The sequence below is a fragment of the Yoonia sp. I 8.24 genome (assembly GCF_022096995.1).
Classification (GTDB): domain Bacteria; phylum Pseudomonadota; class Alphaproteobacteria; order Rhodobacterales; family Rhodobacteraceae; genus Yoonia.
Genome location: NZ_JACXGQ010000001.1, coordinates 117,981 through 140,597 on the forward strand (window position 1 = coordinate 117,981; position 22,617 = coordinate 140,597).

The 22,617-nt window shown below is 55.7% G+C and carries 24 protein-coding genes; 10 read left to right on the forward strand and 14 right to left on the reverse strand.

Features of this window, described 5'->3' with window-relative positions; translation table 11 throughout:
* Positions 1 to 123: 123 nt before the first annotated feature.
* The 3 genes from Yoon_RS00590 to dusB are packed head-to-tail and all read right to left on the reverse strand — an operon-like array spanning position 124 to position 3,571.
* Positions 124 to 1,497 (reverse strand): response regulator, encoded by a 1,374-nt coding sequence (locus tag Yoon_RS00590; protein WP_238109239.1) that lies wholly within the window; start codon positions 1,495 to 1,497, stop codon positions 124 to 126.
* Complete coding sequence (locus Yoon_RS00595) at positions 1,497 to 2,573, reverse strand: nitrogen regulation protein NR(II) (RefSeq protein ID WP_238109240.1); 1,077 nt, start codon at positions 2,571 to 2,573, stop codon at positions 1,497 to 1,499. Before Yoon_RS00595 ends, Yoon_RS00590 begins: the two co-directional genes overlap by 1 nt.
* Positions 2,570 to 3,571, reverse strand: coding sequence for a tRNA dihydrouridine synthase DusB (dusB, locus tag Yoon_RS00600; protein WP_238109241.1), 1,002 nt, complete (start codon positions 3,569 to 3,571; stop codon positions 2,570 to 2,572). Before dusB ends, Yoon_RS00595 begins: the two co-directional genes overlap by 4 nt.
* A gap of 185 nt (positions 3,572 to 3,756) precedes the next feature.
* Between dusB and Yoon_RS00605 the strand changes: the two genes are divergently transcribed.
* Genes Yoon_RS00605 through Yoon_RS00615 form a run of 3 tightly spaced genes read left to right on the forward strand, consistent with a single transcriptional unit; the run spans position 3,757 to position 5,839 of the window.
* The gene (locus Yoon_RS00605; protein WP_238109242.1) at positions 3,757 to 4,884 is read left to right on the forward strand and encodes a bifunctional 2-C-methyl-D-erythritol 4-phosphate cytidylyltransferase/2-C-methyl-D-erythritol 2,4-cyclodiphosphate synthase; all 1,128 of its coding nucleotides are present in this window, start codon (positions 3,757 to 3,759) and stop codon (positions 4,882 to 4,884) included.
* Entirely contained in the window at positions 4,881 to 5,363 is a 483-nt protein-coding gene (locus Yoon_RS00610; protein ID WP_238109243.1) for a phosphatidylglycerophosphatase A, read from the forward strand. Before Yoon_RS00605 ends, Yoon_RS00610 begins: the two co-directional genes overlap by 4 nt.
* Complete coding sequence (locus tag Yoon_RS00615) at positions 5,360 to 5,839, forward strand: CinA family protein (protein ID WP_238109244.1); 480 nt, start codon at positions 5,360 to 5,362, stop codon at positions 5,837 to 5,839. Before Yoon_RS00610 ends, Yoon_RS00615 begins: the two co-directional genes overlap by 4 nt.
* Here Yoon_RS00615 and Yoon_RS00620 read toward each other — a convergent pair.
* Complete coding sequence (locus Yoon_RS00620) at positions 5,836 to 6,666, reverse strand: PHB depolymerase family esterase (RefSeq protein WP_238109246.1); 831 nt, start codon at positions 6,664 to 6,666, stop codon at positions 5,836 to 5,838. The genes Yoon_RS00615 and Yoon_RS00620 overlap by 4 nt on opposite strands.
* A 61-nt stretch (positions 6,667 to 6,727) precedes the next feature.
* Positions 6,728 to 7,183 (reverse strand): type II toxin-antitoxin system RatA family toxin, encoded by a 456-nt coding sequence (locus Yoon_RS00625; protein WP_238109248.1) that lies wholly within the window; start codon positions 7,181 to 7,183, stop codon positions 6,728 to 6,730.
* 84 nt (positions 7,184 to 7,267) lie between these two features.
* On the opposite strand from Yoon_RS00625, the gene hpt reads away from it, so the two are divergent.
* Positions 7,268 to 7,813 carry a hypoxanthine phosphoribosyltransferase gene (gene hpt, locus Yoon_RS00630; protein WP_238109249.1) on the forward strand — a complete coding sequence of 182 codons (546 nt, stop codon included), beginning with the start codon at positions 7,268 to 7,270 and terminating at the stop codon, positions 7,811 to 7,813.
* Positions 7,810 to 7,998 (forward strand): hypothetical protein, encoded by a 189-nt coding sequence (locus Yoon_RS00635; protein WP_238109251.1) that lies wholly within the window; start codon positions 7,810 to 7,812, stop codon positions 7,996 to 7,998. The genes hpt and Yoon_RS00635 overlap by 4 nt, the downstream gene beginning before the upstream one ends.
* On the opposite strand, the gene lipA is transcribed toward Yoon_RS00635, so the two are convergent.
* Positions 7,995 to 8,951 carry a lipoyl synthase gene (gene lipA, locus Yoon_RS00640; RefSeq protein WP_238109253.1) on the reverse strand — a complete coding sequence of 319 codons (957 nt, stop codon included), beginning with the start codon at positions 8,949 to 8,951 and terminating at the stop codon, positions 7,995 to 7,997. The two genes, Yoon_RS00635 and lipA, sit on opposite strands and share 4 nt — an antisense overlap.
* Positions 8,952 to 9,051: 100 nt before the next feature.
* On the reverse strand, positions 9,052 to 10,146 hold the full coding sequence (locus Yoon_RS00645) for a DUF6456 domain-containing protein (protein WP_238109254.1): 1,095 nt from the start codon (positions 10,144 to 10,146) through the stop codon (positions 9,052 to 9,054).
* A gap of 250 nt (positions 10,147 to 10,396) precedes the next feature.
* Between Yoon_RS00645 and Yoon_RS00650 the strand changes: the two genes are divergently transcribed.
* On the forward strand, positions 10,397 to 10,699 hold the full coding sequence (locus tag Yoon_RS00650; protein WP_238109256.1) for a DUF6477 family protein: 303 nt from the start codon (positions 10,397 to 10,399) through the stop codon (positions 10,697 to 10,699).
* Here the strand turns inward: Yoon_RS00650 and Yoon_RS00655 are convergent.
* Complete coding sequence (locus Yoon_RS00655) at positions 10,696 to 12,246, reverse strand: trimethylamine methyltransferase family protein (protein ID WP_238109258.1); 1,551 nt, start codon at positions 12,244 to 12,246, stop codon at positions 10,696 to 10,698. The genes Yoon_RS00650 and Yoon_RS00655 overlap by 4 nt on opposite strands.
* Before the next feature lie 175 nt (positions 12,247 to 12,421).
* Here Yoon_RS00655 and guaA point away from each other — a divergent pair, with 175 nt between their 5' ends.
* From guaA to Yoon_RS00675, 4 genes are all read left to right on the forward strand, one after another.
* Positions 12,422 to 13,981: a glutamine-hydrolyzing GMP synthase gene (gene guaA / locus Yoon_RS00660; RefSeq protein WP_238109260.1), complete on the forward strand. Its 1,560-nt coding sequence runs from the start codon at positions 12,422 to 12,424 to the stop codon at positions 13,979 to 13,981.
* Complete coding sequence (locus Yoon_RS00665) at positions 13,972 to 14,268, forward strand: putative quinol monooxygenase (RefSeq protein WP_238109262.1); 297 nt, start codon at positions 13,972 to 13,974, stop codon at positions 14,266 to 14,268. The genes guaA and Yoon_RS00665 overlap by 10 nt, the downstream gene beginning before the upstream one ends.
* Before the next feature lie 40 nt (positions 14,269 to 14,308).
* The gene (locus Yoon_RS00670) at positions 14,309 to 15,184 is read left to right on the forward strand and encodes a DMT family transporter (RefSeq protein ID WP_238109961.1); all 876 of its coding nucleotides are present in this window, start codon (positions 14,309 to 14,311) and stop codon (positions 15,182 to 15,184) included.
* A gap of 135 nt (positions 15,185 to 15,319) precedes the next feature.
* Positions 15,320 to 16,408: an OmpP1/FadL family transporter gene (locus Yoon_RS00675; RefSeq protein ID WP_238109264.1), complete on the forward strand. Its 1,089-nt coding sequence runs from the start codon at positions 15,320 to 15,322 to the stop codon at positions 16,406 to 16,408.
* 55 nt (positions 16,409 to 16,463) lie between these two features.
* On the opposite strand, the gene lpxB is transcribed toward Yoon_RS00675, so the two are convergent.
* The 6 genes from lpxB to bamA form a co-directional block, all read right to left on the reverse strand.
* Positions 16,464 to 17,582: a lipid-A-disaccharide synthase gene (gene lpxB, locus Yoon_RS00680; protein ID WP_238109962.1), complete on the reverse strand. Its 1,119-nt coding sequence runs from the start codon at positions 17,580 to 17,582 to the stop codon at positions 16,464 to 16,466.
* Positions 17,579 to 18,472 carry an LpxI family protein gene (locus Yoon_RS00685; protein WP_238109266.1) on the reverse strand — a complete coding sequence of 298 codons (894 nt, stop codon included), beginning with the start codon at positions 18,470 to 18,472 and terminating at the stop codon, positions 17,579 to 17,581. The genes lpxB and Yoon_RS00685 overlap by 4 nt, the downstream gene beginning before the upstream one ends.
* The gene (gene lpxA / locus Yoon_RS00690) at positions 18,472 to 19,254 is read right to left on the reverse strand and encodes an acyl-ACP--UDP-N-acetylglucosamine O-acyltransferase (protein ID WP_238109269.1); all 783 of its coding nucleotides are present in this window, start codon (positions 19,252 to 19,254) and stop codon (positions 18,472 to 18,474) included. Before lpxA ends, Yoon_RS00685 begins: the two co-directional genes overlap by 1 nt.
* Positions 19,251 to 19,715, reverse strand: coding sequence for a 3-hydroxyacyl-ACP dehydratase FabZ (fabZ, locus tag Yoon_RS00695; protein ID WP_238109270.1), 465 nt, complete (start codon positions 19,713 to 19,715; stop codon positions 19,251 to 19,253). Before fabZ ends, lpxA begins: the two co-directional genes overlap by 4 nt.
* Positions 19,716 to 19,783: 68 nt before the next feature.
* Positions 19,784 to 20,305, reverse strand: coding sequence for an OmpH family outer membrane protein (locus Yoon_RS00700; protein WP_238109271.1), 522 nt, complete (start codon positions 20,303 to 20,305; stop codon positions 19,784 to 19,786).
* Complete coding sequence (gene bamA, locus Yoon_RS00705; protein ID WP_238109272.1) at positions 20,305 to 22,611, reverse strand: outer membrane protein assembly factor BamA; 2,307 nt, start codon at positions 22,609 to 22,611, stop codon at positions 20,305 to 20,307. Before bamA ends, Yoon_RS00700 begins: the two co-directional genes overlap by 1 nt.
* Positions 22,612 to 22,617: the final 6 nt, after the last annotated feature.

Below are 22,617 nucleotides of genomic sequence, written 5' to 3' on the forward strand. Positions count from 1 at the left end.
CCAAAAGGTACGCCGCACGTTTCGGTCTCGATCTTTCTTAGGGTGGGTTAGCCCCACGTTACCGCCGGTATCCGTGGCCTCCCTGCATCATTGACGCAGAACGGTCACGGTTCTGTTGCGGTTTTACATCAATTTGCGGCGGCGTGTCACGCGAATATCAAGGTCAGTAATCTTCTTGCGCAAAGTATTGCGGTTAATGCCAAGTAAATCGGCGCATTTGGCCTGATTTCCGCCCGTCGCATCGAGGGCAATCTCGATCAGAGGCCCTTCGACCTCTTTTAGGATACGGTTGTAAAGCCCCGGCGCGGGTAGAACCCCGCCGTGCAGGTCAAAGTAGCGGCGCAAATGTTTGGCGACACTGACCGACAACTTTTCGCCCTCGCCACCAGAACGCAGCGGCTCAATCGCGGGCTGATTGCCGAGCACCGTTTCGACTTCGGCGCGCGAAATTTCTTCCTCGGCTGCGGTAAATACCAATCGGCGCACCGCATTTTCGAGCTGGCGGACGTTTCCGGGCCAGCTATAGGCGCGCACCAATTCAAGCGCCGCATCGCCAAAACGCCGCAAGGGCGCACCGTCACGTTCAGAACGCGCGAGGAAATGCTCTGCCAGCAGCGGAATATCATCAACACGTTCACGCAGGGACGGGACATCAACGGTAACGCCGCCTAGACGGTAAAACAGATCCTCACGGAACTGGCCTTCTTCCATGCGGGACATCAGATCGGTTTGTGATGTGGCCATGATGCGCGGTGCGTTATCGCCAAGCGCATCCAACATACGCACAATACGACCTTGGGCCTCTTCGGACAGATCGCTGACCTCATCAAATAAAATCGTGCCGCCTTTTGCACGACTGAGTACGGCAGAGGGGCCGTCCATACCTTCAAGATCGCTGGCAGACACCACAACAAACGGCAGGCTGCGCCGATCTGAAAAGTCATGTACCGCGCGCGCAATCAACGATTTCCCCGTACCGCTTTCGCCCGTGATCAACACCGGCAACTGCGTATTCATCACCCGCGCAACCAGCCGGTAAAGCGATTGCATCACCGGGGTGCGGCCCACAAGTGGCAGATCGCCCGCCTCTTCTGTAGCCCCTGCATCGGCAGTGCGGGCTTGCGGCGCGCGGCGTTTCACTTCAAGCGCGCGGGCGGCGCGCTTCATCAGATCGGGCAGGTCAAAAGGTTTTGGCAGATAGTCATATGCGTCCGCTTCAGCGGCCTGAATCGCGGTCATAATCGTGTTCTGCGCCGATATCACAATCACCGGCAACCCGGGACGCGCGGCGGCGATTTTGGGCAATTGATCAAGCCCGTTGCCGTCAGGCATCACCACATCAGAGATCACAAGATCGCCTTTGCCTTCATCCACCCATCGCATCAAAGTGACCAGCGATGATGTCGCGTGGACCTTACACCCCGCCCGTGTGAGCGCTTGGGTAAGCACCGTGCGGATTGTCCGGTCATCATCTGCAACAAGAACGGTACCGTCCATTAGTTTTCTCCTACTTCGCTGTCTTTAGGTGCCAGGGGCAATGAAATGCGAAACACCGTGCGGCCCGGGGCGCTATCAACAGAAATCCAGCCCCCGACATCACCGATCAACTTGGACACAAGCGCAAGGCCCAGTCCGGTTCCGTTTTCTTTACCCGAGACAAAGGGTTCAAAAATGTCATTTGCAATGGCGGGCGGCAGGCCCGGTCCATCATCGATGATCTCAATTTGCAGCGGCAGTCGCGCCTGCGTGCCGTCAGCCCGCCGCACCCGCAATGAGGTGTCATAAAAACTGTGCAGGCGGATGGTTCCGCCTTCTTTGTTTGCTTCGGCCGCGTTCTTGAGAAGGTTCAAGAAGACTTGCAATAGCTGGTCTCCATCGGCCAAAGTTTGCGGCAGTGAGGGATCATAATCTTCAACGAACAGCATATGCGCGCCAAATCCGACAGAAGCCGATTGCCGCGCGCGGTCCAGAATATCGTGAATATTTACGGACTTAAGAAGCGGCGGCCGCAGGTTCCCGAACTGTTCAACCTGCTCAAGCAACTTCACGATCCGGCGGCTTTCCTCGACAATCAGATCGGTCATTTCCTGATCTTCGCTGCTCAGCCCCATCGACAAAAGCTGTGCGGCGCCTGTGATCCCCGCAAGCGGGTTCTTGATTTCATGGGCCAGCATTTCGGCCATACCAATGGCCGATTTCGCAGCTTTTTCAGAAGAATGGTGCTGATTCATGCGGCTCGCGATTTCACGCGGGCTGATCATGACGATCATCATTTCATCACTGCCTTGGAGCGGCGCGAACTGCACATTACAAGTCAGCGGCGCGCGTTCGCCGCTGCCCACATCCACGTCATTGACAAACAGTGACGACCGATGTGCACGGGCGCGTGCAAAAGGCCCCTCAAGCGGCGCATCAATCATCACCTTTTCCCACAACCGCTGACCTGACAGCGATTTTGACGACATATTTAGGAAGCTTTCAGCGGCGGCATTGCTTGAGATGATCAAATCATCCTTGTCGAGCATCAAAGCAGGTACGGGGAGAGACGCCCAAAGCGCTGTATCAAGTATCATGCGGCCACCTTTTGGGTCAAAGCATCGGGAAGATCGCGCAGCACATCGCGCGGGTGAGCATGGGTCAATATTGCTTTGCGCAAGACCGAGTTCGTTTGGGCGTCGTCCATGTACCAGCCCAAATGTTTGCGTGAAACGCGCCGCCCAAGATCTGTGCCGTAAAACGACAACATTGCCTCGTAATGTGTGCTGATCATCGCGACCAATGCCGCCCCTGATGGCACCTGCACATTTGGCCCGCCATGCAGGGCTTGCGCAACTTGCGCCAGCGCCCAAGGGCGCCCCTGTGCACCGCGCCCGATCATCACACCATCCGCACCAGAAAGCGCCAACGCGCGGCGCGCGCTTGTGGCATCAACGATATCGCCATTTGCAATAACTGGAATGTCGACCGCGTCTTTTATCTTCGCAATAGCCGCCCAATCGGCTGACCCTTTGTAAAACTGACAGCGCGTGCGCCCATGAATTGTCACCAATTTGATGCCAGCACCTTCGGCGCGTTTTGCCACTTCGGCCGCATTCAAACTGTCATCATCCCAACCCAGCCGCGTCTTCAGCGTGACAGGGATATCGACTGCCGCAACAACCGCCTCGATCAAGGAAAGCGCGTGATCGGGCGTGCGCAACAGCGCCGAGCCTGAATAACCGTTTGTGACCTTTTTGGCAGGGCAACCCATGTTGATGTCGATCATCGCCGCGCCGTTGTCTTGGATCATGCGCGCGGCTTCACCCATCCAATAGGCATCGCGTCCGGCAATTTGTACCGCTGTGCCCTCTTGGTCATAGCCCAGTTCGGCGCGTTCACGCACACCGGGTTTTGCCTGCACCATTTCCTGACTGGCGACCATTTCGCTCACCACCCATCCCGCACCAAAAGACGCCACAAGCTGCCGAAACGGCAGATCTGTGATCCCCGCAAGCGGCGCAAGCGCAACGGGTGGCTGCAAAGCCACATTGTCCAATCGAAGAGAATCGTCGTTTGCCAAAGGAACAGTCATTCGCCTAATGGGTGAGCAATACGCATGACCTATGCCGAAATAACTGTTTTCACAACGAAACGCCCAGTAACATTTTCAGAAAAAATGGCATATGCACAAAAATTAAGCACACGCCCGGGCAAACTGGCGAATTGCGCCGCAGCCGTGGGCGGCATAAACCTGTCCACAGCAAGGGACAAAGCACGATGACAACAACCGCAATAATTGTTGCTGCCGGACGCGGCACACGCGCAGGCGGCGATACCCCCAAACAATGGCAAAAGCTGCGCGGGAAAACGATCGCTGCGCGCGCCATGCGGCCCTTTGCCGACCACCCGGCAATCACGCAGCTGATCCTTGTGGTGCACCCGGATGACGCGCCCAGCCTTTGGGCTGATACCCCCGCAGCAACCGTCGTAGCGGGCGGGGCAACCCGGCAAGAATCGGTGCTTGCGGGGCTCAATGCAGCCAAGGGTGCCACACAAGTACTGATCCATGACGCCGCCCGGCCAATGCTGCGCACGGCGGTCATTGACGCTGTGCTGAAAGTTCTTGACCACCATCCGGGCGCGGCCCCAGCGATCCCGGTCACTGATACGCTGTGGCATGGGGCGGATGATACCGTCATTGGCACACAAGACCGCGCGGACCTCTACCGCGCGCAAACCCCGCAAGGGTTCCACCGCGCGCCACTGCTTGCCGCGCATCTTGCCTGCAAAACAGAAGCAACCGATGACGTGACCGTCGCACGCGCCGCAGGCATGCATGTTGCGATTGTGGCGGGTGACGAGGACAATATAAAGATTACAACGCCCGGCGATTTCGCACGCGCAGAACAACAGATGGGGTCAAATATGGATATCAGATGCGGCAATGGCTATGATGTGCACCGGTTTGGACCGGGTGATCATGTCTGGCTGTGCGGGGTCAAAGTCCCATTTGAACGGAGCCTGCAAGGCCATTCGGACGCCGACGTCGGCATGCATGCAGTCACGGATGCGATTTACGGCGCGCTTGGCATGGGCGATATCGGCCAACATTTTCCGCCATCTGACCCGCAATGGAAAGGCGCCGAAAGCCATATTTTCCTGAGCCACGCTGTCGCACTGGCCGCAGAGAATGGTTACGGGATCAGCAACATCGATTGTACATTGGTCTGCGAATTCCCCAAAATCGGCCCACATCAACCCGCGATGAAGGCCGCGCTTGCGCAAATCTTGGGGCTTGGCGCGGACCGGATCAGCGTCAAGGCGACCACATCTGAACGGCTTGGCTTTACAGGCCGCGGCGAAGGGATCGCCGCACTCGCAACTGCAACATTGGTGAAACCATGACCCATCTGATCGCAACCTTCTTTTATGTCGGCCATATCCGCCCCGCGCCGGGCACATGGGGGTCGCTTGCCGCCCTGCCCGCCGGATGGGCTATTTACATGCTTGCGGGCCCTTGGGGGCTGATTGCGGGCATCGTCGTGTCATATGTGTTGGGCGTTTGGGCGACCCGCGTCGAAACCCAAGGCAAAGACGATCACGACCCCTCTGAGATTGTCATTGACGAAGTTTGCGGCCAATGGATCGCCTTGCTGCCGCTTGCCTTTGGCGCGGCGAATAATGGCATTGCAATCACGGCACTTTGGCCGGGCTGGATCGCGGCCTTTGCGCTGTTTCGGCTGTTTGACATCACCAAATGGGGGCCCGTCGGCTGGGCTGACCGGATGCACGGGCCGACAGGCGTGATGCTGGATGATGTGATCGCGGGGGTCTTCGCCGCAATCGGCGTGGTGGCACTTGCCGCGGCCTACCACCTATCATGACCGACCTCGTCCAGCGCATTCTCGCATCTGCACGCGCCAAAGGCGTGATGATCAGCACCGCCGAAAGCTGCACAGGCGGCATGGTATCCGCCGCGCTCACAGATATTGCAGGCAGCTCTGCCGTGTTTGAACGGGGATTCGTCACCTATACAAACACAGCCAAAATGCAGATGTTGGGAGTGCGTAAGGCTAGCCTTGATGCCTACGGCGCCGTATCCGAACAGATCGCGCGCGAAATGGCTTTGGGTGCAATCGCCCATGCGGAAGCGCAAATCGCCGTGTCGGTCACTGGGATCGCAGGCCCCGGCGGATCAGACCATAAGCCCGAAGGGCGCGTTTGCTTTGGGATTACCTCCGGCGAACATTGCCAGACTGAAACGGTTGAGTTCGGCGCGCTGGGACGGGCAAATGTGCGTCAGGCTGCCTGCGACCATGCCTTGGGTCTTCTGCTGTCAACAATAGACGCCAGCCCTTAGGGATGTAGCGCGAAAAAGCCGAGCGCTTCTTGGGTCGCATTAATCGAGCTCGGTTCGCGCTGTGTTCGCCGCCCACCCGGCCATACATGCCCACCGCCATCTATGCGGATCAAGACGACTACAGGCTTATTGTTCCCATCAATATACTGATGCCGCCAGACCACCCCAGAACGCATTTCGACCTCTTGCATATGACGTCCAAAGGCAGCTGCAAAGCGCCTGATCACATCTGCAACTGCCGAAAACTCTGTACCATTGCGCGTATTTACGCCCTCGCCACCGTTAAACGGCACGTTCTGATCCGCCGTGCCATGGATCACAAGCAACGGCACGGCGTCGCGCAAACGCGCTGTGGCGTCAAAACTGCCTGCAACGCCGACCACTGCTGCAACCCGTTGAGAACGACGCGCGGCATAGTATTCTGCCATCATGCTGCCATTGGACATGCCTGTCATATAAACGCGTTCAGCATTAAGCCCAAAACGGGCGCCAGCGTCATCGATCACACGGTCTAAAAAGGCCAAATCATCAACGTTATTACGTGCCGCAGCCCCACAGCAGTAACCAACATTCCATGTGTTGATCGCACCGGTCCCCGCAGGGTAGATCACAGCATAACCCAGTCGCAGCGCGGCATCACTCAACCGGGTACTGCGCGCAAATTGATGCGGACCGCCGCCGCCGCCATGCAAACCAACAATCACACGCGGGGCCGTGACATCATCGGGCAAATCGATCCGGTAATATCGGCCATCTGAAAATCGGACAGTCTCAGCGACGACCTGAAATGGGATCAATAGCAGAAGTAAAACAGAAAACAGGCGCATAGAAATATCCGGATATAGACTAACTCACAGTTAAACGCGCGTGCCCCATATTTCCGTCGTTTTAACCAGTTTGCGGCCCGTACAAATCGGCGGCACGGTGTTCAAATGCACGTACAACACGCTGCATGGCCTCATTAAAAAACATGCCAGCCGCGCCTTGCAGCAGGCGGTTTTTGAACTCGAAATCCACTTCAAACGATACTTCACAGCCCCCGTCGACATCGCGAAATACCCATTGGCTTTCGAGGTGTTTGAACGGGCCATCCAAATAGGCCGTGTCGATTTTCTGCGCCTCTGGCCAAAGTGTGACCTGACTCAAAAAAGTTTCGCGAAACACTTTGAACGAAATCACCAAATCCGCCAGCATCACCTGCTTTTCGCCGTGGTCATCGATGCTGCGCACCCGCGCGGCAGCCGTCCACGGCAGGAATTTCGAATAGTTCGCGACATCCGCAACCAGATCATACATCTGCTTGGCCGTGTACGGCAGTGTCTTTGTTTCTGAATGGCTCGGCATGAGGCGTCTTTCGCAGGTGACTTCGCGCTCTGATGTCGTAAACTAGCGCCGAAATTGCAACCCTTGTCTAAGTCAGAGTCCCCTATGCCGCACCGCCCCTACGAAATCGACGTGATGATCAGTGCCAAAGCCATCGCCGCGCGCATCGAAGACCTCGCCCGCGAGATTGGCCGCGAATTTGCCGATACCGACAAATTGGTCGTGGTCGGGCTGCTGCGTGGGTCATTTGTATTTATCGCCGATCTTGTGCGCGAGCTTGATATGCCTGTTGAGGTCGATTTTCTTGAGGCCTCATCCTATGGTGATGGGATGGAAAGCAGCCGCGAAGTGCGTATCTTGAAAGATCTGCGCGGCCAGATCGAAGGCCGCGATGTGCTGGTTGTCGAAGATATCGTCGATACGGGCCATACGCTGAAACATGTGACCGAATTTCTGCAAACGCGGAACCCTGCTAAAATGCGCTGCATCGCCCTGCTTGATAAACCCGCGCGGCGCGAAGTTGACTTTAAGGCCGACCTCATCGGCTTTGAAATCCCAGATGAATTTGTTGTCGGCTACGGCATTGATTTTGCGCAACGCAATCGCAATCTGCCATTCATCGGCAAGGTGCGATTCACCGATCCCGCATGAATATCCGCTGGCTTATACGCGCGAAACGCATGGCCGAACGGCCCCCATCAGAGACAAAATTCTGGCTCGTCGTCGGCATTATTGTGTTTTGCGCCCTGCTCTACGGGATCGAGCAATTCTTTGGCTGGCCAGAATGGCTCACCCCGAATGAAGGCCACCAGAGGCGCGCGATTCCGACGCTCTAGGCCCCGAATTTTGCCAGTCGTGCAGCCCGCAATTGCGCAAAATCATCGCCCGCATGGTAGGATGACCGTGTGAGTGGGGTCGCAGAGACCATCAAGAAGCCTTTGCCGTAGGCCGCCTTTTCATAGGATTCGAATTCCTCGGGCGTGACAAAGCGGTCCACCGCATGGTGCTTTGGTGTTGGTTGCAGATATTGGCCGATTGTCAGAAAATCGATGTCGGCCGCGCGCATATCTTCCATGACCTGCACGACGGCTTGGCGGTCTTCGCCCAGACCAACCATGATACCCGACTTGGTGAACATCGTCGGGTCCAGCTCCTTCACCCGCTGCAACAGACGCAATGAATGGAAATAACGCGCGCCGGGGCGCACTTCGGGATAGAGGCCCGGAACCGTTTCAAGATTGTGATTAAACACGTCAGGGCGCGCTTTGACTACAATTTCAAGAACTTCTGGGGCGCAGCGAATAAAGTCGGGCGTCAGAATTTCGATTGTCGTGTTCGGCGACTGGCGGCGCACCGCGCGGATGGTCTGCGCAAAATGCTCTGCACCGCCGTCTTCGACATCATCGCGGTCCACCGATGTGATCACAACGTGTTTCAGGCCCAGCTTTTTGACAGCATCCGCAACGCGACCCGGTTCAAACACGTCCAAAGCTTCAGGCGGTTTCCCCGTCGCGATATTGCAGAATGTGCAGGCGCGCGTACAGACCTCGCCCATGATCATCATTGTGGCATGGCCCTGCGACCAGCATTCACCAACATTGGGACAGCCCGCCTCTTCGCAGACAGTGACCAACTTATTTTCACGCATGATATCACGGGTTTGTTTGTACCCGTCAGACGTTGGCGCTTTCACCCTGATCCAGTTTGGTTTTTTCGGCTGCGCGGAATCCGGGCGGCGCTGCTTTTCGGGGTGGCGCTGCGCTGGGATTTTCAGATCACGAGTGGTCATGGCGGTCTCCGCTTATTTGACTGATTATTTAGCGATGACTGCCATGATTGTCCAACGCTGAAAGGCAAGACATGCCGGGCCTGCATCTGGCGCATAGTGGCTAGCCAATCAGCGGTCCGAATTTTCCACCCGTTGTTTCATAATGGCGCTGCAACCTTTCAAGTGCGATACGCAGGACAATCTTACCAGAACGGGCCGACCAACCCATTGACTTTTCTGTCTGTTCTAAGCCCTCAAGAAAACAGCAACATTGCAAAACGATATCACCAAGGCCCGGCCCAAGATCACCCAAAGCGGCGCGGACGCGTTTGCGCGCATCATCAACGGGTTCCGATTCCCCCATAATATCCTCCCATTTTGTGATCGGCTCACCAGAAAGCTGCGCAAGTTCAAAATCCTCGCGTAACCGCTCCCCGACAACGACCAACGCGCGGTCCAAAAACGGGCTGCCGGCGCGATCTTTGCGACGCGCAAGGCCGACCAGCGGGCTTTCCGTCCCGTGATAGCGACGGGTGCGGCGCGATCCGCCATCAATTGCATCCAAATCCCAAGCGGCTTCGGCCTCTGGATCACCACGGCTGTGGCCCAGACCATGCGCGCGGTTTTCATCCTCGGCGGTCAGGCGACGCAGGGCGGCGCGCCCGGTATTGGTGATGAAATACCGCGCGACCCGATTGTCCGGGTCCGGGCAGGTGATCCAATCCTTGAGCGCCATCGCCTGCGCAATTTCGCGGTCCACGACGGCTGTACGCAATTGGTCGTCATGCCCTGCAGCCCGCACAACCACAGCGGTCTCCATTTCACGCGCCACTGCCAAGACGGCACCCGGTTCGCACAGGCGTCGCAAAATGCGTTTGGCCTCTTGGTCAATGCGCCGCTGCGTTAGCTCTTCGTTTGGATCCGGGCGGTCTTGTTTTCGATGTGTTATCATTTCCTTACTTCCCCAGTTTTTTGTGTTTTTTTCCGTTCCAACCTGATCAGAAAGCGCATCAAGTGCCGCATCGATCAGCGGATCATCGCGGCGCCCTTCAAAACGGCGCACCTGCCGCAAAACAGTTGACGGGTGACATGCACTTTCACGCGCAACCGCCCGTATCGACAAACCTTTTTGAGTATGAGCTAAATAATTGCGTGCCGCATTCGGCACCCAAACCGGGAACCTCTCGGACCGCAGCGGTCCCTTTTGAGCAGTCATCTTCACGCGTCCTCTTTCGCAGGTTTCAATGCACCAGCACAAAGCCCAGACACCCTACAAGCACATTGAGAAATCAACCTATGAGTGCTTGGTTACCTAAGTGTTAACGGCCCTGTTGGCCCGTCAACTATTCTTGCCAAAAGATAAACAAACCTGACCCAAGCGTTCTTAACTAACCAGCTTCCCGCAACACCCGGTCCAGCCGTGCCATGGTTGGGCGACTCGACACGAAGCGTTGAAAGGGAAAAATATGCTGGATTTGGACACACGGATCGCAGGGCTCAAACGGCCAACACTGCTTGCACGGGCGGCACGCTTTGGCGTGGATGACTACCGGCGCGATGTGCATTTGCACCGTATTTTGGGGGCGGGCCACCTGCCCCGACACGCCGAAGCAATTATGCGCTTGCTCGATATCGAGGCAGGCTTCAATACCCAACGTGTTGCGCGAGATGGCGATTACCGCATTGCGCAACATGTCGATGTGTTAATTGCTATCGCGGGTGAAGCGCAACTGATGCGCGCCACCCGCCTGCGGCTTGTCACGCCCTAGCCAAAGGCGTCGGGCATGCTGGCTTTTTTATCGGCCACATAGGTACGTAGCTTGGCCTCGATTTCAGGATCAAGCGCGGGTTGTTGATAGGTATCAATCATCTTCTTGACCCGCGCCGAGGCAAGCGTTTGCGTGTCGCGCGCGCCTTCTTCGTCCCAGGTCTCAAATGGTTTATAATCAAGCAGATCGGTCCGCCAGAAGGCATCCTTAAAATTGGCTTGCGTATGCGCACATCCCAAATAGTGACCGCCCGGCCCAACCTCTGCGATCGCGTCCATCGCTTGGCCGTTCTCGGACATATCCACGCCTTTTGCAAAATGATGCAAAGTGCCTAGCTGATCCGCATCCATCACGAATTTCTCAAAAGAGGCCACCATGCCCCCTTCGAGCCAACCGCATGCGTGCAACATGAAGTTAACACCAGACAAAAGCCCCATTTTCAAGCTGCTTGCGGTTTCATAGCCTGCTTGCGCGTCGGGGAGCTTGGATCCGCAGAATGACCCGGCTGACCGATACGGCAGCCCCATACGGCGGGCCAATTGCCCGGCCCCATAGGTGATATGTTCGGCCTCCGGCGTGCCGAATGTCGGCGCACCAGAGTTCATGTCGATAGATGTCACCATCGTGCCGAAAATCACCGGCGCACCGGGACGAACCAACTGCGAATAGGCAACGCCAGCAAGCACTTCGGCCAGGGTTTGCGTCAACGTACCCGCGACAGAAACCGGGGCCATCGCACCACCCACAATGAAGGGGCTGATGATCGCGGCCTGATTGTTGGCGGCGTAAATCTCAAGCGCGCCCATCATCGTGCTGTCAAATGTCAGTGGCGAGTTGATATTGATCAGCGAGGTCATCACTGTGTTTTCTTGGACGAATTCTTTACCGAATAGGATTTCGCACATTTCAACGGAATCTTGCGCGCGCACAGGTTCGGTCACGGCCCCCATGAACGGCTTATCGCTATAGACCATATGCGCCAGCAACATATCAAGATGCCGCTTATTCACTGCAATATCAGTCGGTTCGCACACCGTACCGCCAGAATGATGTAGCCATTTCGACATATAGCCAAGCTTCACGAACTTTTCAAAATCAGCAATCGTCGCATAGCGCCGTCCGCCTTCAGCGTCCCGCACAAATGGTGGGCCATAAACTGGGGCAAGTACAAGATTGTCACCACCAACAACAACATTGCGTTCAGGGTTGCGGGCGTGTTGAGTGAATTTTGATGGCGCCGTCGCACATAGCTTGCGGGCCAGCCCACGCGGGATTCGCACACGTTCGCCATCTATTTGTGCACCCGCGGCCCTCCAGCGTTCCAGCGCAGCGGGGTTATCGACAAAGTTCACCCCGATTTCGGCCAAGACGGTTTCGGCATTCGCCTCAATGACTTGCAGTGCCTCTTCGGTCAGCACTTCGTAGTTGGGGACATTGCGTTCGATATACTTCGCGGTCTCAATGCTGACGGCCGTACGTTCGGCCCGGCGCGCAGCCCCGCCACCACCGCGCGCGCGGCGTCCTGATTTGACTGGTGCATCTGACATGACGGTGTCCCCTTTGACATTGTTCCGTCCGTTTTATCGCTCCGCGCACCTGCACCTTGCAATTTTTGCGCCGTTTTTGACCTGAAAACGACATCGACGAATGAATCCCATTTTACAAAGCCCAGAATGCCCGCGCCCTCTTGCACAAATTCCAGACTGGCATTACCGAAGCGCCATGGAAAACAGCACCCACGAACGCCTTCTCATCATTGATTTTGGCAGCCAGGTAACGCAGCTGATTGCGCGTCGCCTGCGCGAATTGAGCGTCTATTGTGAAATTCACCCTTACCAATTGGTGACGGACGCATTCTTGGCCGAGTTCGCGCCAAAGGCGGTGATCTTGTCAGGTGGCCCCGACAGCGTAACTCGCGAAGGATCGCCCCGCGCACCGCAGTCTGTCTTTGATCTGGGCGTGCCGATCCTTGGCATTTGCTACGGCCAGCAAACAATGATGACCCAATTGGGCGGCAAGGTCGAAAGCGGCCATGGTACCGCGGAATTTGGCCGTGCTTTTGTAACGCCAAAAGAACCGCTCGATTTATTGCAAGGTTGGTTCGCCACTGACAAAGAACAAGTCTGGATGAGCCACGGCGACCACGTGTCTGAAATCGCACCGGGTTTTGACGTTTACGGGACATCGCCTAACGCCCCATTCGCGGTGACCGCCGATGTGTCACGCCATTTCTATGCAGTGCAGTTCCACCCCGAGGTCCACCACACCCCCAACGGCGCAAAACTGTACGAAAACTTTGTACGGATCGCAAGGTTTAGCGGTGACTGGACGATGGGCGCCTACCGCGAACAAGCGATTGCGGCAATCAAAGAACAAGTCGGCGACAAAAATGTTATCTGCGCGCTTTCGGGTGGCGTTGATAGTTCGGTTGCTGCGGCGCTACTGCACGAAGCCATCGGCGATCAGCTCACTTGTGTATTTGTTGACCACGGTTTGCTGCGCCTGAATGAGGCCGAAGAAGTCGTCAGCATGTTCCGTGATCACATGAACCTCAAGGTTATTCACGCGGATGAAACTGAGCTTTTCTTAGGCGAACTTGATGGGCAATCTGACCCAGAAACCAAACGCAAGATCATCGGCAAGCTGTTCATTGATGTGTTTCAGAAATACGCCAATGAAATCGAAGGGGCAGAATTCTTGGCTCAAGGGACGCTTTACCCTGATGTCATTGAATCTGTGTCCTTTTCTGGCGGCCCTTCGGTCACAATCAAATCGCACCACAATGTCGGCGGCCTACCCGAGAAAATGGGCTTGAAACTGGTCGAACCTCTACGTGAGTTGTTCAAAGACGAGGTACGCGCGCTTGGTGTCGAACTTGGGCTACCACCAAGCTTTATCGGGCGGCACCCCTTCCCTGGTCCGGGTCTTGCGATCCGCTGCCCCGGCGAGATCACGCGCGAAAAACTGGAAATCCTACGCAAAGCCGACGCTGTCTATATCGACCAAATCCGCAAACACGGGCTTTACGACGATATTTGGCAGGCGTTTGTGGCGATCTTGCCGGTGCGCACCGTGGGTGTGATGGGTGATGGCCGGACGTATGATTTCGCTTGTGCGCTGCGCGCAGTGACATCGGTAGATGGGATGACGGCAGACTATTACCCGTTCACCCATGAATTCCTTGGTGAAACCGCGACGCGGATCATCAATGAAGTCCAAGGCATCAACCGCGTGACCTATGACATCACGTCAAAACCCCCCGGTACAATCGAATGGGAATAACGGGCAAAGCAGGTAACGTTCGTCTGACGGGCACGATTGCTATTCCGGCGGACCAACTTGAACAGTTGGTCCCGCTTTTGGAGCAGCACATCGCATTAACCCGCGCAGAACCAGGCTGCCTGCATTTCGAGGTCATCCAAGACGCCGAAACACCCGAATTATTCCATGTCAGCGAATTATTCACCGATGAAGCGGCCTTTGCGGCCCATCAGGCGAATGGTGCAGCGCGCCCATGGGGTCCGGCCAGCAAAGACCTCGTCCGTGATTTTCACAAAGAAACGCTTTAGACGGCTTGCAATTTCGACAAGACCCGGCGCAACTGGCGGCATGAACAACACCCTCAAAGCTGGGCTGTGGATGCTTGCCGCCATTGGCTCTTTTACCAGCATGGCGGTCGCGGGCCGTGCGGTCAGCGGCGATCTTGATACCTTTGAAATCATGCTGTTTCGGAGCGTGACCGGCATTATTTTGGTGCTACTGGTCGCTGGCTTTTCCGGAAATTTGGGTCAAATCACGCGCAATCGGTTCGGCCTGCATCTTGTACGGAACCTGTGCCATTTCACAGGGCAGAACCTTTGGTTTTTTGCGATTGCAACCATTCCATTGGCGCAAGTGTTCGCGCTTGAATTCACGACCCCTATCTGGGTTATTTTGCTGTCACCGCTTGTCTTGCGCGATAAGCTGACCCCGATTGGCCTGCTGAGCGCATTCATTGGCTTTCTTGGCGTGTTGATCGTCACGCGTCCCGACACGGCCACGCTTAGCCCTGGTTTGATTGCTGCCGCAATCTGCGCGATCTTCTTTGCGCTGACTGCGATTTTCACGCGCAAACTAACAATGACCGAACCAATTACCGCCATCATGTTTTACCTGACAATAAGCCAAGCGGTATTCGGTTTGCTTTGCGCGGGGTATGACGGCGACATCACCCTGCCCTCCGGGGCCGGCATTCCACTTGTTATCGTGATTGGGTTTACCGGGCTCTTTGCGCATTTCTGTCTGACCACCGCGCTTAGTCTTGCGCCGCCCAGTATCGTGATGCCGTTTGATTTTATCAGGCTTCCGACAATCGCAATTGTGGGCATGATCCTATATGGTGAGCCATTGGAATTGCTGGTTTTTGTCGGGGCTGTGCTCATCTTTGGCGCCAATTATCTGAACATCAACTACGGCACACGTACAGTTGATTGCGACCAAAAATAACTAAACCGTTCAGTTTATTGCAATTTTATGACGTCACGTATAGAAGTAGAACGTGACGTTGCGTCAAGAATTGACGCAAACGTTACCCACTCCTTAGGGTCGATCCACGAGGAGATTCATGACAGGGATGAGGACATGAAAAACGCTATTACAGCAAGCGCAACGCTGCTGCTGACAACGACAATCGCAAACGCCGGTGGGATTGATCGCACCGGAAATCCGTATTCGGTTTTATTTGAGGAAGGGAACTACGTGCAGCTTTCGTTTAGCGCTGCCATGCCCGATGTATCAGGTGATTACCCAGCCGTCCCTTTTGGCGGTGGCTCAACGGAAAACATGGCTGAAAGCTATTTCAGTGCTGGTGTCGCGCTCAAATACGAGATCAATGATCAAATCGATTTGGCTGTAATGCTCAACCAACCTTACGGTGCTGACGCCAATTATACGGGCGGCGCATATACTGGGCTGGCTGCCGAATGGAATAGTACGCAGCTTTCCGTTCTTGCGAAATATCAAGCATCTGACGCTATATCTGTCTATGGCGGATTGCGCGCAGTTCAGTCAGAGGCGACAATCACCATTCCAGCGGCACTATTTGGCGGGAACGTTTACACAGCGGAAACCGAAAGCAATACGCAGGTCGGGTACATCGTCGGTGCCGCCTTTGAGAAACCAGAAATCGCCCTACGCGTTGGTCTGACCTACGAAAGCGGCATGACACATGATTTCGCAACTGAGGAAGCCGTTAACGGCACGACGGTTCTTGAAAGCACAACAGACATCGAGCTGCCGCAGTCCGTCACGCTGGATTTCCAATCAGGTGTTGCTGAAGATACGCTGGTATTCGGATCTATTCGCTGGTCTGAATGGTCCGTCTGGGAAGTACGGCCTGCCTATTACGAAGGCGCGACTGGTGACCGTGTTACGGGGATCGATGATGATGTGATTACTTATCGTCTTGGTGTTGGCCGTCGGATTAACGAAGACCTGTCAGTCTTTGGTCGCGTCACGTATGAGGCAGGTAACGGCGCCGAAGCATCGCGCCTGTCTCCAACAGATGGATCAACAAGCATCGGTATCGGTGGCAGCTACACAATGAATGGCGTCGAATTCACTGGTGGCATCGAATACGCAATGTTGGGTGATGCAACGGACGCATCCGGTGTTGAATTTGAAGATAACTCAGCGGTCGGGTTTGGTCTGTCTATTGGATACGCATTCTAAACATCGCAATCCAAGAATTAAAAAACAGCCCCGCCAAGAAATTGGTGGGGCTGTTTTATTTGGGAAGCCGGCCTAGAACAGCTTTCGCGGCGCGCAGTCCAGGTGCTTCGCCACCCTGCCCGAGCCGTTTCATTGTCTCGCCCATCGCCTCTGCCTGCGCATTTGGATGTTCCAGCGTTGCGATCACCGCTTCTGCAATGGGCGCGGGTAGACAGTTTTTTCCAATAAATTCAGGCACCACCCGTGTTTCTGAGACGAGATTCACCAACGTCACCGTATCTACGCGCAACATGCGCGAAATAATGATCCGGCTTAACCATGCCATGTCATAGGCGATCACCATCGGCGTGGCGTTGGCTGCCAATTCAAGCGAAACTGTCCCCGATGCGGCCAAGGCCACATCAGCGCGCCGGAACCATGCGGCCTTTTCCGGTGATCCCGGCGGCACGATCGCAACGGGTACATCCCACTGTGCCGTCTTTTCGCGCACCAAATCCACCACACCCGCCGTTGTTGGGATGACAAACATCGCATCAGGGATTTTGGTCGCGATCTGCGCTACGGCAACGCCAAAGCGATCCGCAAGCCGCCCGACCTCACCCTTGCGGCTGCCCGGCAGCACGAGCACCACTGTGCCCTGCCCAACCGCATCGGCCTGTTCTTGTGTCGCGATTGGATCGGTCACGACCGGATGCCCAACAAAATCGCAGTCCATGCCCGCGGCCTGCATCAACGGTGGCTCAAACGGGAAAAGCGCCAGCACATGATCAATATGCGCCGCCATTTTCTGCGCGCGCCCCGGTCGCCATGCCCAGACCGTCGGGGCCACATAATGCACCGTGCGGATATCGCTTTGCGCTTTGACCAACTTTGCGACGCGCAGGCAAAAATCAGGGCTGTCGATGGTAATCAAAACGTCAGGTTTAGTCTCAATAATCGCATCCGCCATTTCGCGGATACGCGCCTTAAGCGCCCGGTATTTGGGAAGAATTTCAGCAAGGCCCATCACGCTCAGCTCATCCATGGGAAAACGGCTGACCAGCCCGTGCGATTGCATCAACGGCCCGCCGACCCCGTCAAATGTCACCTCTGAGCGCAATTGCTTGAGCCCATCCATCAGCGCCGCACCCAGCTTATCCCCCGATGCTTCGCCTGCGATCACAAAGACCTTCATGCCCCACCTCTGGGGCGCACCCATAAAAACATCCCTTGCGCGTCTAATACTTTGCGGACCGTTGGCAGGTCCAAAACCATCACGCCGCCTGCCTCGATCACGATACCGTCCAGCCCGGCCTCAGCGGCCATCATCACGGTACGCAACCCGATCAGCGGCAGGTCAGCGCGTTGGTCTTGTTTTGGTTTTGGGGCTTTGAACAAAATGCCGCCCGTCGCATCTATTGTGGTGTCTGGCTTATCTACGAGCCAACTTTTAACCATTTTGCGTAGATCCGTCGATAAGTCTGTGGCCCAGTCAAATGACTTTGAATTTTCGTCGTAAGGCGCGCACAGCTTTTGCAGCATGGCATCTGTGCCTTGTGCGTCTTCGCGCACGACCACGTCTCCGTTCAGTACAACGCAAGCCTGCCCAGTGTCCGCTAATCCCATCGCAACTACACAGGATTCGCCAGCAAATGCGTCGTTGGTATGATCCGAAGCCGGTCCAAGTTTTGTGCGCACCCCGGGTTGCGGCAAAAGATCGGGCGCAATTTCATGCGCTGCCATCACGCGAAACCCGTGTTCTTCCATGATTGCAATGATAATACGCAACGCGCCATCGTCGCCTTGGGTTAAGGCAGCTTGGACCTTTGGTACCAAAGGCATGGTCGCGGCGTCAATCTGGGCGGGGTCAATTTGCGGACGACGGACAGCCCCTGCCATGCAAATCTGTGTCACACCACGCGCGCGCAAATCTGCAAGAAAGCTGCCAAGATGCTCCATCCGGAATGTGATGTCGGGTTTCAGACTAGGTTCAAATCCGCGCATCGCACAAATCAGCGGCGGCTCAGTCAGGCGCGCAACCAATGCGGGGGGCAAATCCCCCGTCCCTGCAATTAGCGCCAGCATCAGCCCGGCGTCAGGAAATTGCGATCAGTATCGCCAAGGATAAAGGCAACCATTTGCTGCACGTAGTCGCTATCGCTTTCTTCGCCAAGACGGCGGGCGCGGTCTTGGAAATTGCCTTCGCCATCGCGCAGCATCTGAAACGCGGCCCGTAGCGCGGTGATATCAGCACGCGCGACGCCTTTGCGTTTCAGCCCGACAAGGTTCAGCCCATCAAGAACGCCGCGTGGCCCTTGGACCAGCCCATGCGGGACGACATCATTGGTGACCATGGTGACGGCCCCGATAATCGCACCTTTTCCGATCCGCACCCATTGATGCACACCGCACAGACCTCCGATGATCACATCATCTTCGATCACGCAGTGCCCCGCAATCGCCGAGGAATTCACTACAATAACCCGGTCGCCAATCGCAGCGTCATGCGCGATATGACAGCCTGCCATAAACAGCCCATCATCGCCAACGCGGGTTTCGCCGCCGCCTTGCACGGTGCCAGTATTCATCGTCACATGTTCACGGATTCGGTTGCGCGCGCCAATACGCAGGCGCGTTTGTTCACCGTCAAATTTCAGATCCTGTGGGATTTCGCCAATTACGGCGAAGGAAAACACCAGCGTATCGTCACCAATATGCGTATCGCCATCGACAACCACGTGGCTTTTAAGAACCACCCGATCACCCAAAACCACATTTGCACCGACCACACAAAACGGCCCAATGGTGCAATCGGCACCGATAACAGCACCCTGCGCAATCACGGACGATGGGTGGATATTGCTCATGCTTTGGGGATGTCCATCATGGCGGTGAATTCAGCCTCTGCGGCCATTTCGCCATCAACCGTTGCAACGCCCTTGAAACGCCAAACCTTACCGCCGGGTTTGCCGCGCGTGGTTTCGACATGCATTTCAAGCACATCACCCGGCACAACCTTGCGGCGGAATTTGCAGCCATCAATCGCCATGAAATAGACAAGCAAATTACCCTCTGTCAAGCCAAGCGTCGCGCCGACCATCACGGCAGTGGTTTGGGCCATCGCCTCTACGATTGTAACGCCCGGCATAATCGGGTTGCCCGGGAAATGCCCCTGAAAATGCGGCTCGTTCATCGTGACGTTCTTAATGCCGACAGCGGATTTTGTCCCATCAATGCTGTGGACCTTATCGACCAACAAAAACGGATAGCGGTGCGGTAAGATTTTTTGGATCAGCAGAATGTCGGCTTCGGTGACAGGATCGGACATTGGTGGGGTATTCCTTGTATTTCGCTTATGCTGAGTAGCAATTCCACAGACTGCGGGCAAGCATGAGGCTACTGGGTTCCATCGCCCAACTCGGCATCGACCCGCACAATCACGTCATCCGTGATATTGGCCGCTCGTACTGACATAACGACGCTGCGTTGCTCGAGTACGATTACCGCACCGCGTTCGAGCATCACATTGGCAATAATGCCCTGCACACGGTCTTCGAAGGTCGCACGCTGTTCAGCGTCCGCCGCTTGCAATTCGACGTTTTTGGCATCGCGGACCCGGCGCACCTCTTGGACTTTCGCGTCAAAGGCATCCGCTTCGGCACGAAAGTCTTCTGGCGTCATCTCTGGGCGGCGCAGGGTCAGGCTGCGTTCTTCTTCTGTCAGGGTTGCGACGATTTGTTCGTTTTCTTCCTGCACAGCTGCGGCTGCTTGGTTGAGATCCTCGGCAATCCGGCGACCGTATAGGGTTTCAAAGTAGATCCGGTTCATATCGAAAACCAAAATCTGCGGCGTGACCTCTTGGCCGCGCGCGGGCAATGCCGCGCACAGACAAATCAAAAGGACACGCCAGAAGCTCATCAAAAGCTCGTTGAGATGGTGACGTCAAAAGCCTTAGTCTCGTCGCGGTCTTGCGCGTCCAGTGCTTCGGTAAAGTTAAACCGTAGCGGGCCAATAGGCGTGGTCCAGAACAGTGACAGACCTGCAACCGCGCGCGGTGTGAATTCGTCGTAGATCACGTCTTCGCCGTAGGTTTCACCTACATTCCATACCGAACCGTAATCAATGAACGCACCACCAGTCAGCCCATATTCCGTAGGCAGCCCCAGCGGGAATTCAGTTTCAAGACGCAGCACCGCATAGGCGTTACCCCCAAGCGCGTCATCGGTATCGTCATCACGTGGCCCAATCCCGCCGGATTCAAACCCGCGCATCACACTGCTGCCCATAAAGAAACGATCAGTTACGCGGCTGGATCCCTCTTGATAATCAAGATAACCGCCTTCAAGGGTCGCACGCAGGGTGACTTCTTCGTTCAAAACCTTGGCTTCGGCCCCAAGCAACGCAGTGGATTTAATAAACTGCGCATCGCCAAATCCGAATTCTTGACCAAAGCGCAGAACAACACCTGCGGTTGGGTTCAACCCAGACCGGCGCGTGTCATAGCTATAGGTATAGCCAAGCGAATGGGTAGCGACCCCGCCTTCATCAGCCTCATTGTGAATAATCTGGCTGGCGCTGCTGTCGACATCAGAAATATCACTGTAATCGAATGCGTAAAGCACAGTCAGGCGTCCATTTTCACTCACGGGGAATGTCAATCGAGGGCTAATACGCAGGCTTTCGGTATCATAAAGTGCGCTTTCATTATCCGTGGTGGCATAAGAAAGGTTCACCCCAAGACGCAGATCACGCCCCAACAAACGTGGCTCAGCAAAGCTAAACGCCAGGTTTCGGTTGGTTTCGGCCGTCGAAAGGTTGAAACTTAGGCTTTGGCCACGCCCTTGAAAGTTTGACTGCTTATAAGATGCAACCAGACCAATACCCGTATCCGTATTGTAGTTCGCACCAAAGCTAAGACTACCAGTTGGGCCTTCGACCACATCAACGTCAACGATCCGTTGGTTTTCGCTGCTTCCCTGCCGCGTGTTCACTGAAACATCTTGGAAGAAACCCAATGCGCGGATGCGGCTCGCTGAATCGCGAATTTCACGGGGGTTAAACGGGTCGCCTTCGACCACATCCACGCGGTTGCGGATCACGCGGTCCAATGTGGTGCTGTTGCCTTCGATATCGATACGTTCCACGAAAATACGTGGGCCGGGCACCAAGACGTAAGTCAAATCAAGCGTCAAATCGCGCGGATTGCGGGTAATGCGCGTATCGACCTGCACAAAATTCACCCCCCGGCTGACCGCAAGACGTTCAAGCCGCACAATATCCGTTTCGATCGGCACGGGTGAATAGGTCACGCCTTGGCGCACACGAATAGCGTCTTGGAAAGGCGCGGGGTCAAGCCCGTCGATCTCGCTGGCGACAGTTACAGTGCCAAATTCAAACTTTTGGCCTTCGCGCAGATTGTAGGTAATCAGGTATGCATCGCGTTCACGCGTCAGCGCGACATCCACGTTTTGCACGACAAAATCAGGGTAGCCACGTGAGTGGTAGAAATCTGTCAGCAATTGGCGATCCGCGGCTAAGCGCTCTGACGAATAGGTGTCACGGCGGATCAATGCACGCAGTGCTCCTGCTTGTTTTGTGTCGAGCACACGCTGAAGGCGCGATTCAGAATAGGTCCGGTTGCCAAGGAAGGAAATGCGCTCAACCTCTGTGACGGCAGATTCCGTCACCACAAACACCAGATCAACCCGGTTATCAGACAACGGAATAATGCTTGGCGTGACCGTCGCATTGATCCGGCCCTGCTCGGCATAGGCGGCGGTAATTGCGGCAGTATCAGATTCGGCCTGTGTCGGGTTATAGGCACGGCGGGGTTGTGATTGCACAAATGGCAGCAATTCAGAATCGCTAAGACGCGCGTTACCTTCGACATTGATCCGGTTAATCGTCGGGTATTCGACAACGCGGATAATCAGCGTGCTTCCACTTGGAATAACGTCAACGCTTTCAAAAAGCCCCGATCCGCGAATGGCCTGTGCCGCGTCGTTCAGCTCAGCGGTGCTCAACGCCTCGCCTTGGGAAATACCCGCATATGTGAGGATTGTACCATCGGCGACGCGCTGGTTGCCTTCGATTGATACGCTATTGAAAACAAAGCTTTGCGCAAATACGGCACCCGCTGTGAATGTTGCAATCATCGCGATGGTCGCAATCCGGCGCATATTCGCCCCGCCCTGCGCCAAAAGACGCCCCACAAATCTATGCATATTGTT

Coding starts and splice junctions, on each gene's coding strand:
- Yoon_RS00590 (WP_238109239.1), bottom strand. CDS start 1,497: ATGGACGGTACCGTTCTTGTTGCAGATGATGACCGGACAATCCGCACG.
- Yoon_RS00595 (WP_238109240.1), bottom strand. CDS start 2,573: ATGATACTTGATACAGCGCTTTGGGCGTCTCTCCCCGTACCTGCTTTG.
- dusB (WP_238109241.1), bottom strand. CDS start 3,571: ATGACTGTTCCTTTGGCAAACGACGATTCTCTTCGATTGGACAATGTG.
- Yoon_RS00605 (WP_238109242.1), top strand. CDS start 3,757: ATGACAACAACCGCAATAATTGTTGCTGCCGGACGCGGCACACGCGCA.
- Yoon_RS00610 (WP_238109243.1), top strand. CDS start 4,881: ATGACCCATCTGATCGCAACCTTCTTTTATGTCGGCCATATCCGCCCC.
- Yoon_RS00615 (WP_238109244.1), top strand. CDS start 5,360: ATGACCGACCTCGTCCAGCGCATTCTCGCATCTGCACGCGCCAAAGGC.
- Yoon_RS00620 (WP_238109246.1), bottom strand. CDS start 6,666: ATGCGCCTGTTTTCTGTTTTACTTCTGCTATTGATCCCATTTCAGGTC.
- Yoon_RS00625 (WP_238109248.1), bottom strand. CDS start 7,183: ATGCCGAGCCATTCAGAAACAAAGACACTGCCGTACACGGCCAAGCAG.
- hpt (WP_238109249.1), top strand. CDS start 7,268: ATGCCGCACCGCCCCTACGAAATCGACGTGATGATCAGTGCCAAAGCC.
- Yoon_RS00635 (WP_238109251.1), top strand. CDS start 7,810: ATGAATATCCGCTGGCTTATACGCGCGAAACGCATGGCCGAACGGCCC.
- lipA (WP_238109253.1), bottom strand. CDS start 8,951: ATGACCACTCGTGATCTGAAAATCCCAGCGCAGCGCCACCCCGAAAAG.
- Yoon_RS00645 (WP_238109254.1), bottom strand. CDS start 10,146: ATGACTGCTCAAAAGGGACCGCTGCGGTCCGAGAGGTTCCCGGTTTGG.
- Yoon_RS00650 (WP_238109256.1), top strand. CDS start 10,397: ATGCTGGATTTGGACACACGGATCGCAGGGCTCAAACGGCCAACACTG.
- Yoon_RS00655 (WP_238109258.1), bottom strand. CDS start 12,246: ATGTCAGATGCACCAGTCAAATCAGGACGCCGCGCGCGCGGTGGTGGC.
- guaA (WP_238109260.1), top strand. CDS start 12,422: ATGGAAAACAGCACCCACGAACGCCTTCTCATCATTGATTTTGGCAGC.
- Yoon_RS00665 (WP_238109262.1), top strand. CDS start 13,972: ATGGGAATAACGGGCAAAGCAGGTAACGTTCGTCTGACGGGCACGATT.
- Yoon_RS00670 (WP_238109961.1), top strand. CDS start 14,309: ATGAACAACACCCTCAAAGCTGGGCTGTGGATGCTTGCCGCCATTGGC.
- Yoon_RS00675 (WP_238109264.1), top strand. CDS start 15,320: ATGAAAAACGCTATTACAGCAAGCGCAACGCTGCTGCTGACAACGACA.
- lpxB (WP_238109962.1), bottom strand. CDS start 17,582: ATGAAGGTCTTTGTGATCGCAGGCGAAGCATCGGGGGATAAGCTGGGT.
- Yoon_RS00685 (WP_238109266.1), bottom strand. CDS start 18,472: ATGCTGGCGCTAATTGCAGGGACGGGGGATTTGCCCCCCGCATTGGTT.
- lpxA (WP_238109269.1), bottom strand. CDS start 19,254: ATGAGCAATATCCACCCATCGTCCGTGATTGCGCAGGGTGCTGTTATC.
- fabZ (WP_238109270.1), bottom strand. CDS start 19,715: ATGTCCGATCCTGTCACCGAAGCCGACATTCTGCTGATCCAAAAAATC.
- Yoon_RS00700 (WP_238109271.1), bottom strand. CDS start 20,305: ATGAGCTTCTGGCGTGTCCTTTTGATTTGTCTGTGCGCGGCATTGCCC.
- bamA (WP_238109272.1), bottom strand. CDS start 22,611: ATGCATAGATTTGTGGGGCGTCTTTTGGCGCAGGGCGGGGCGAATATG.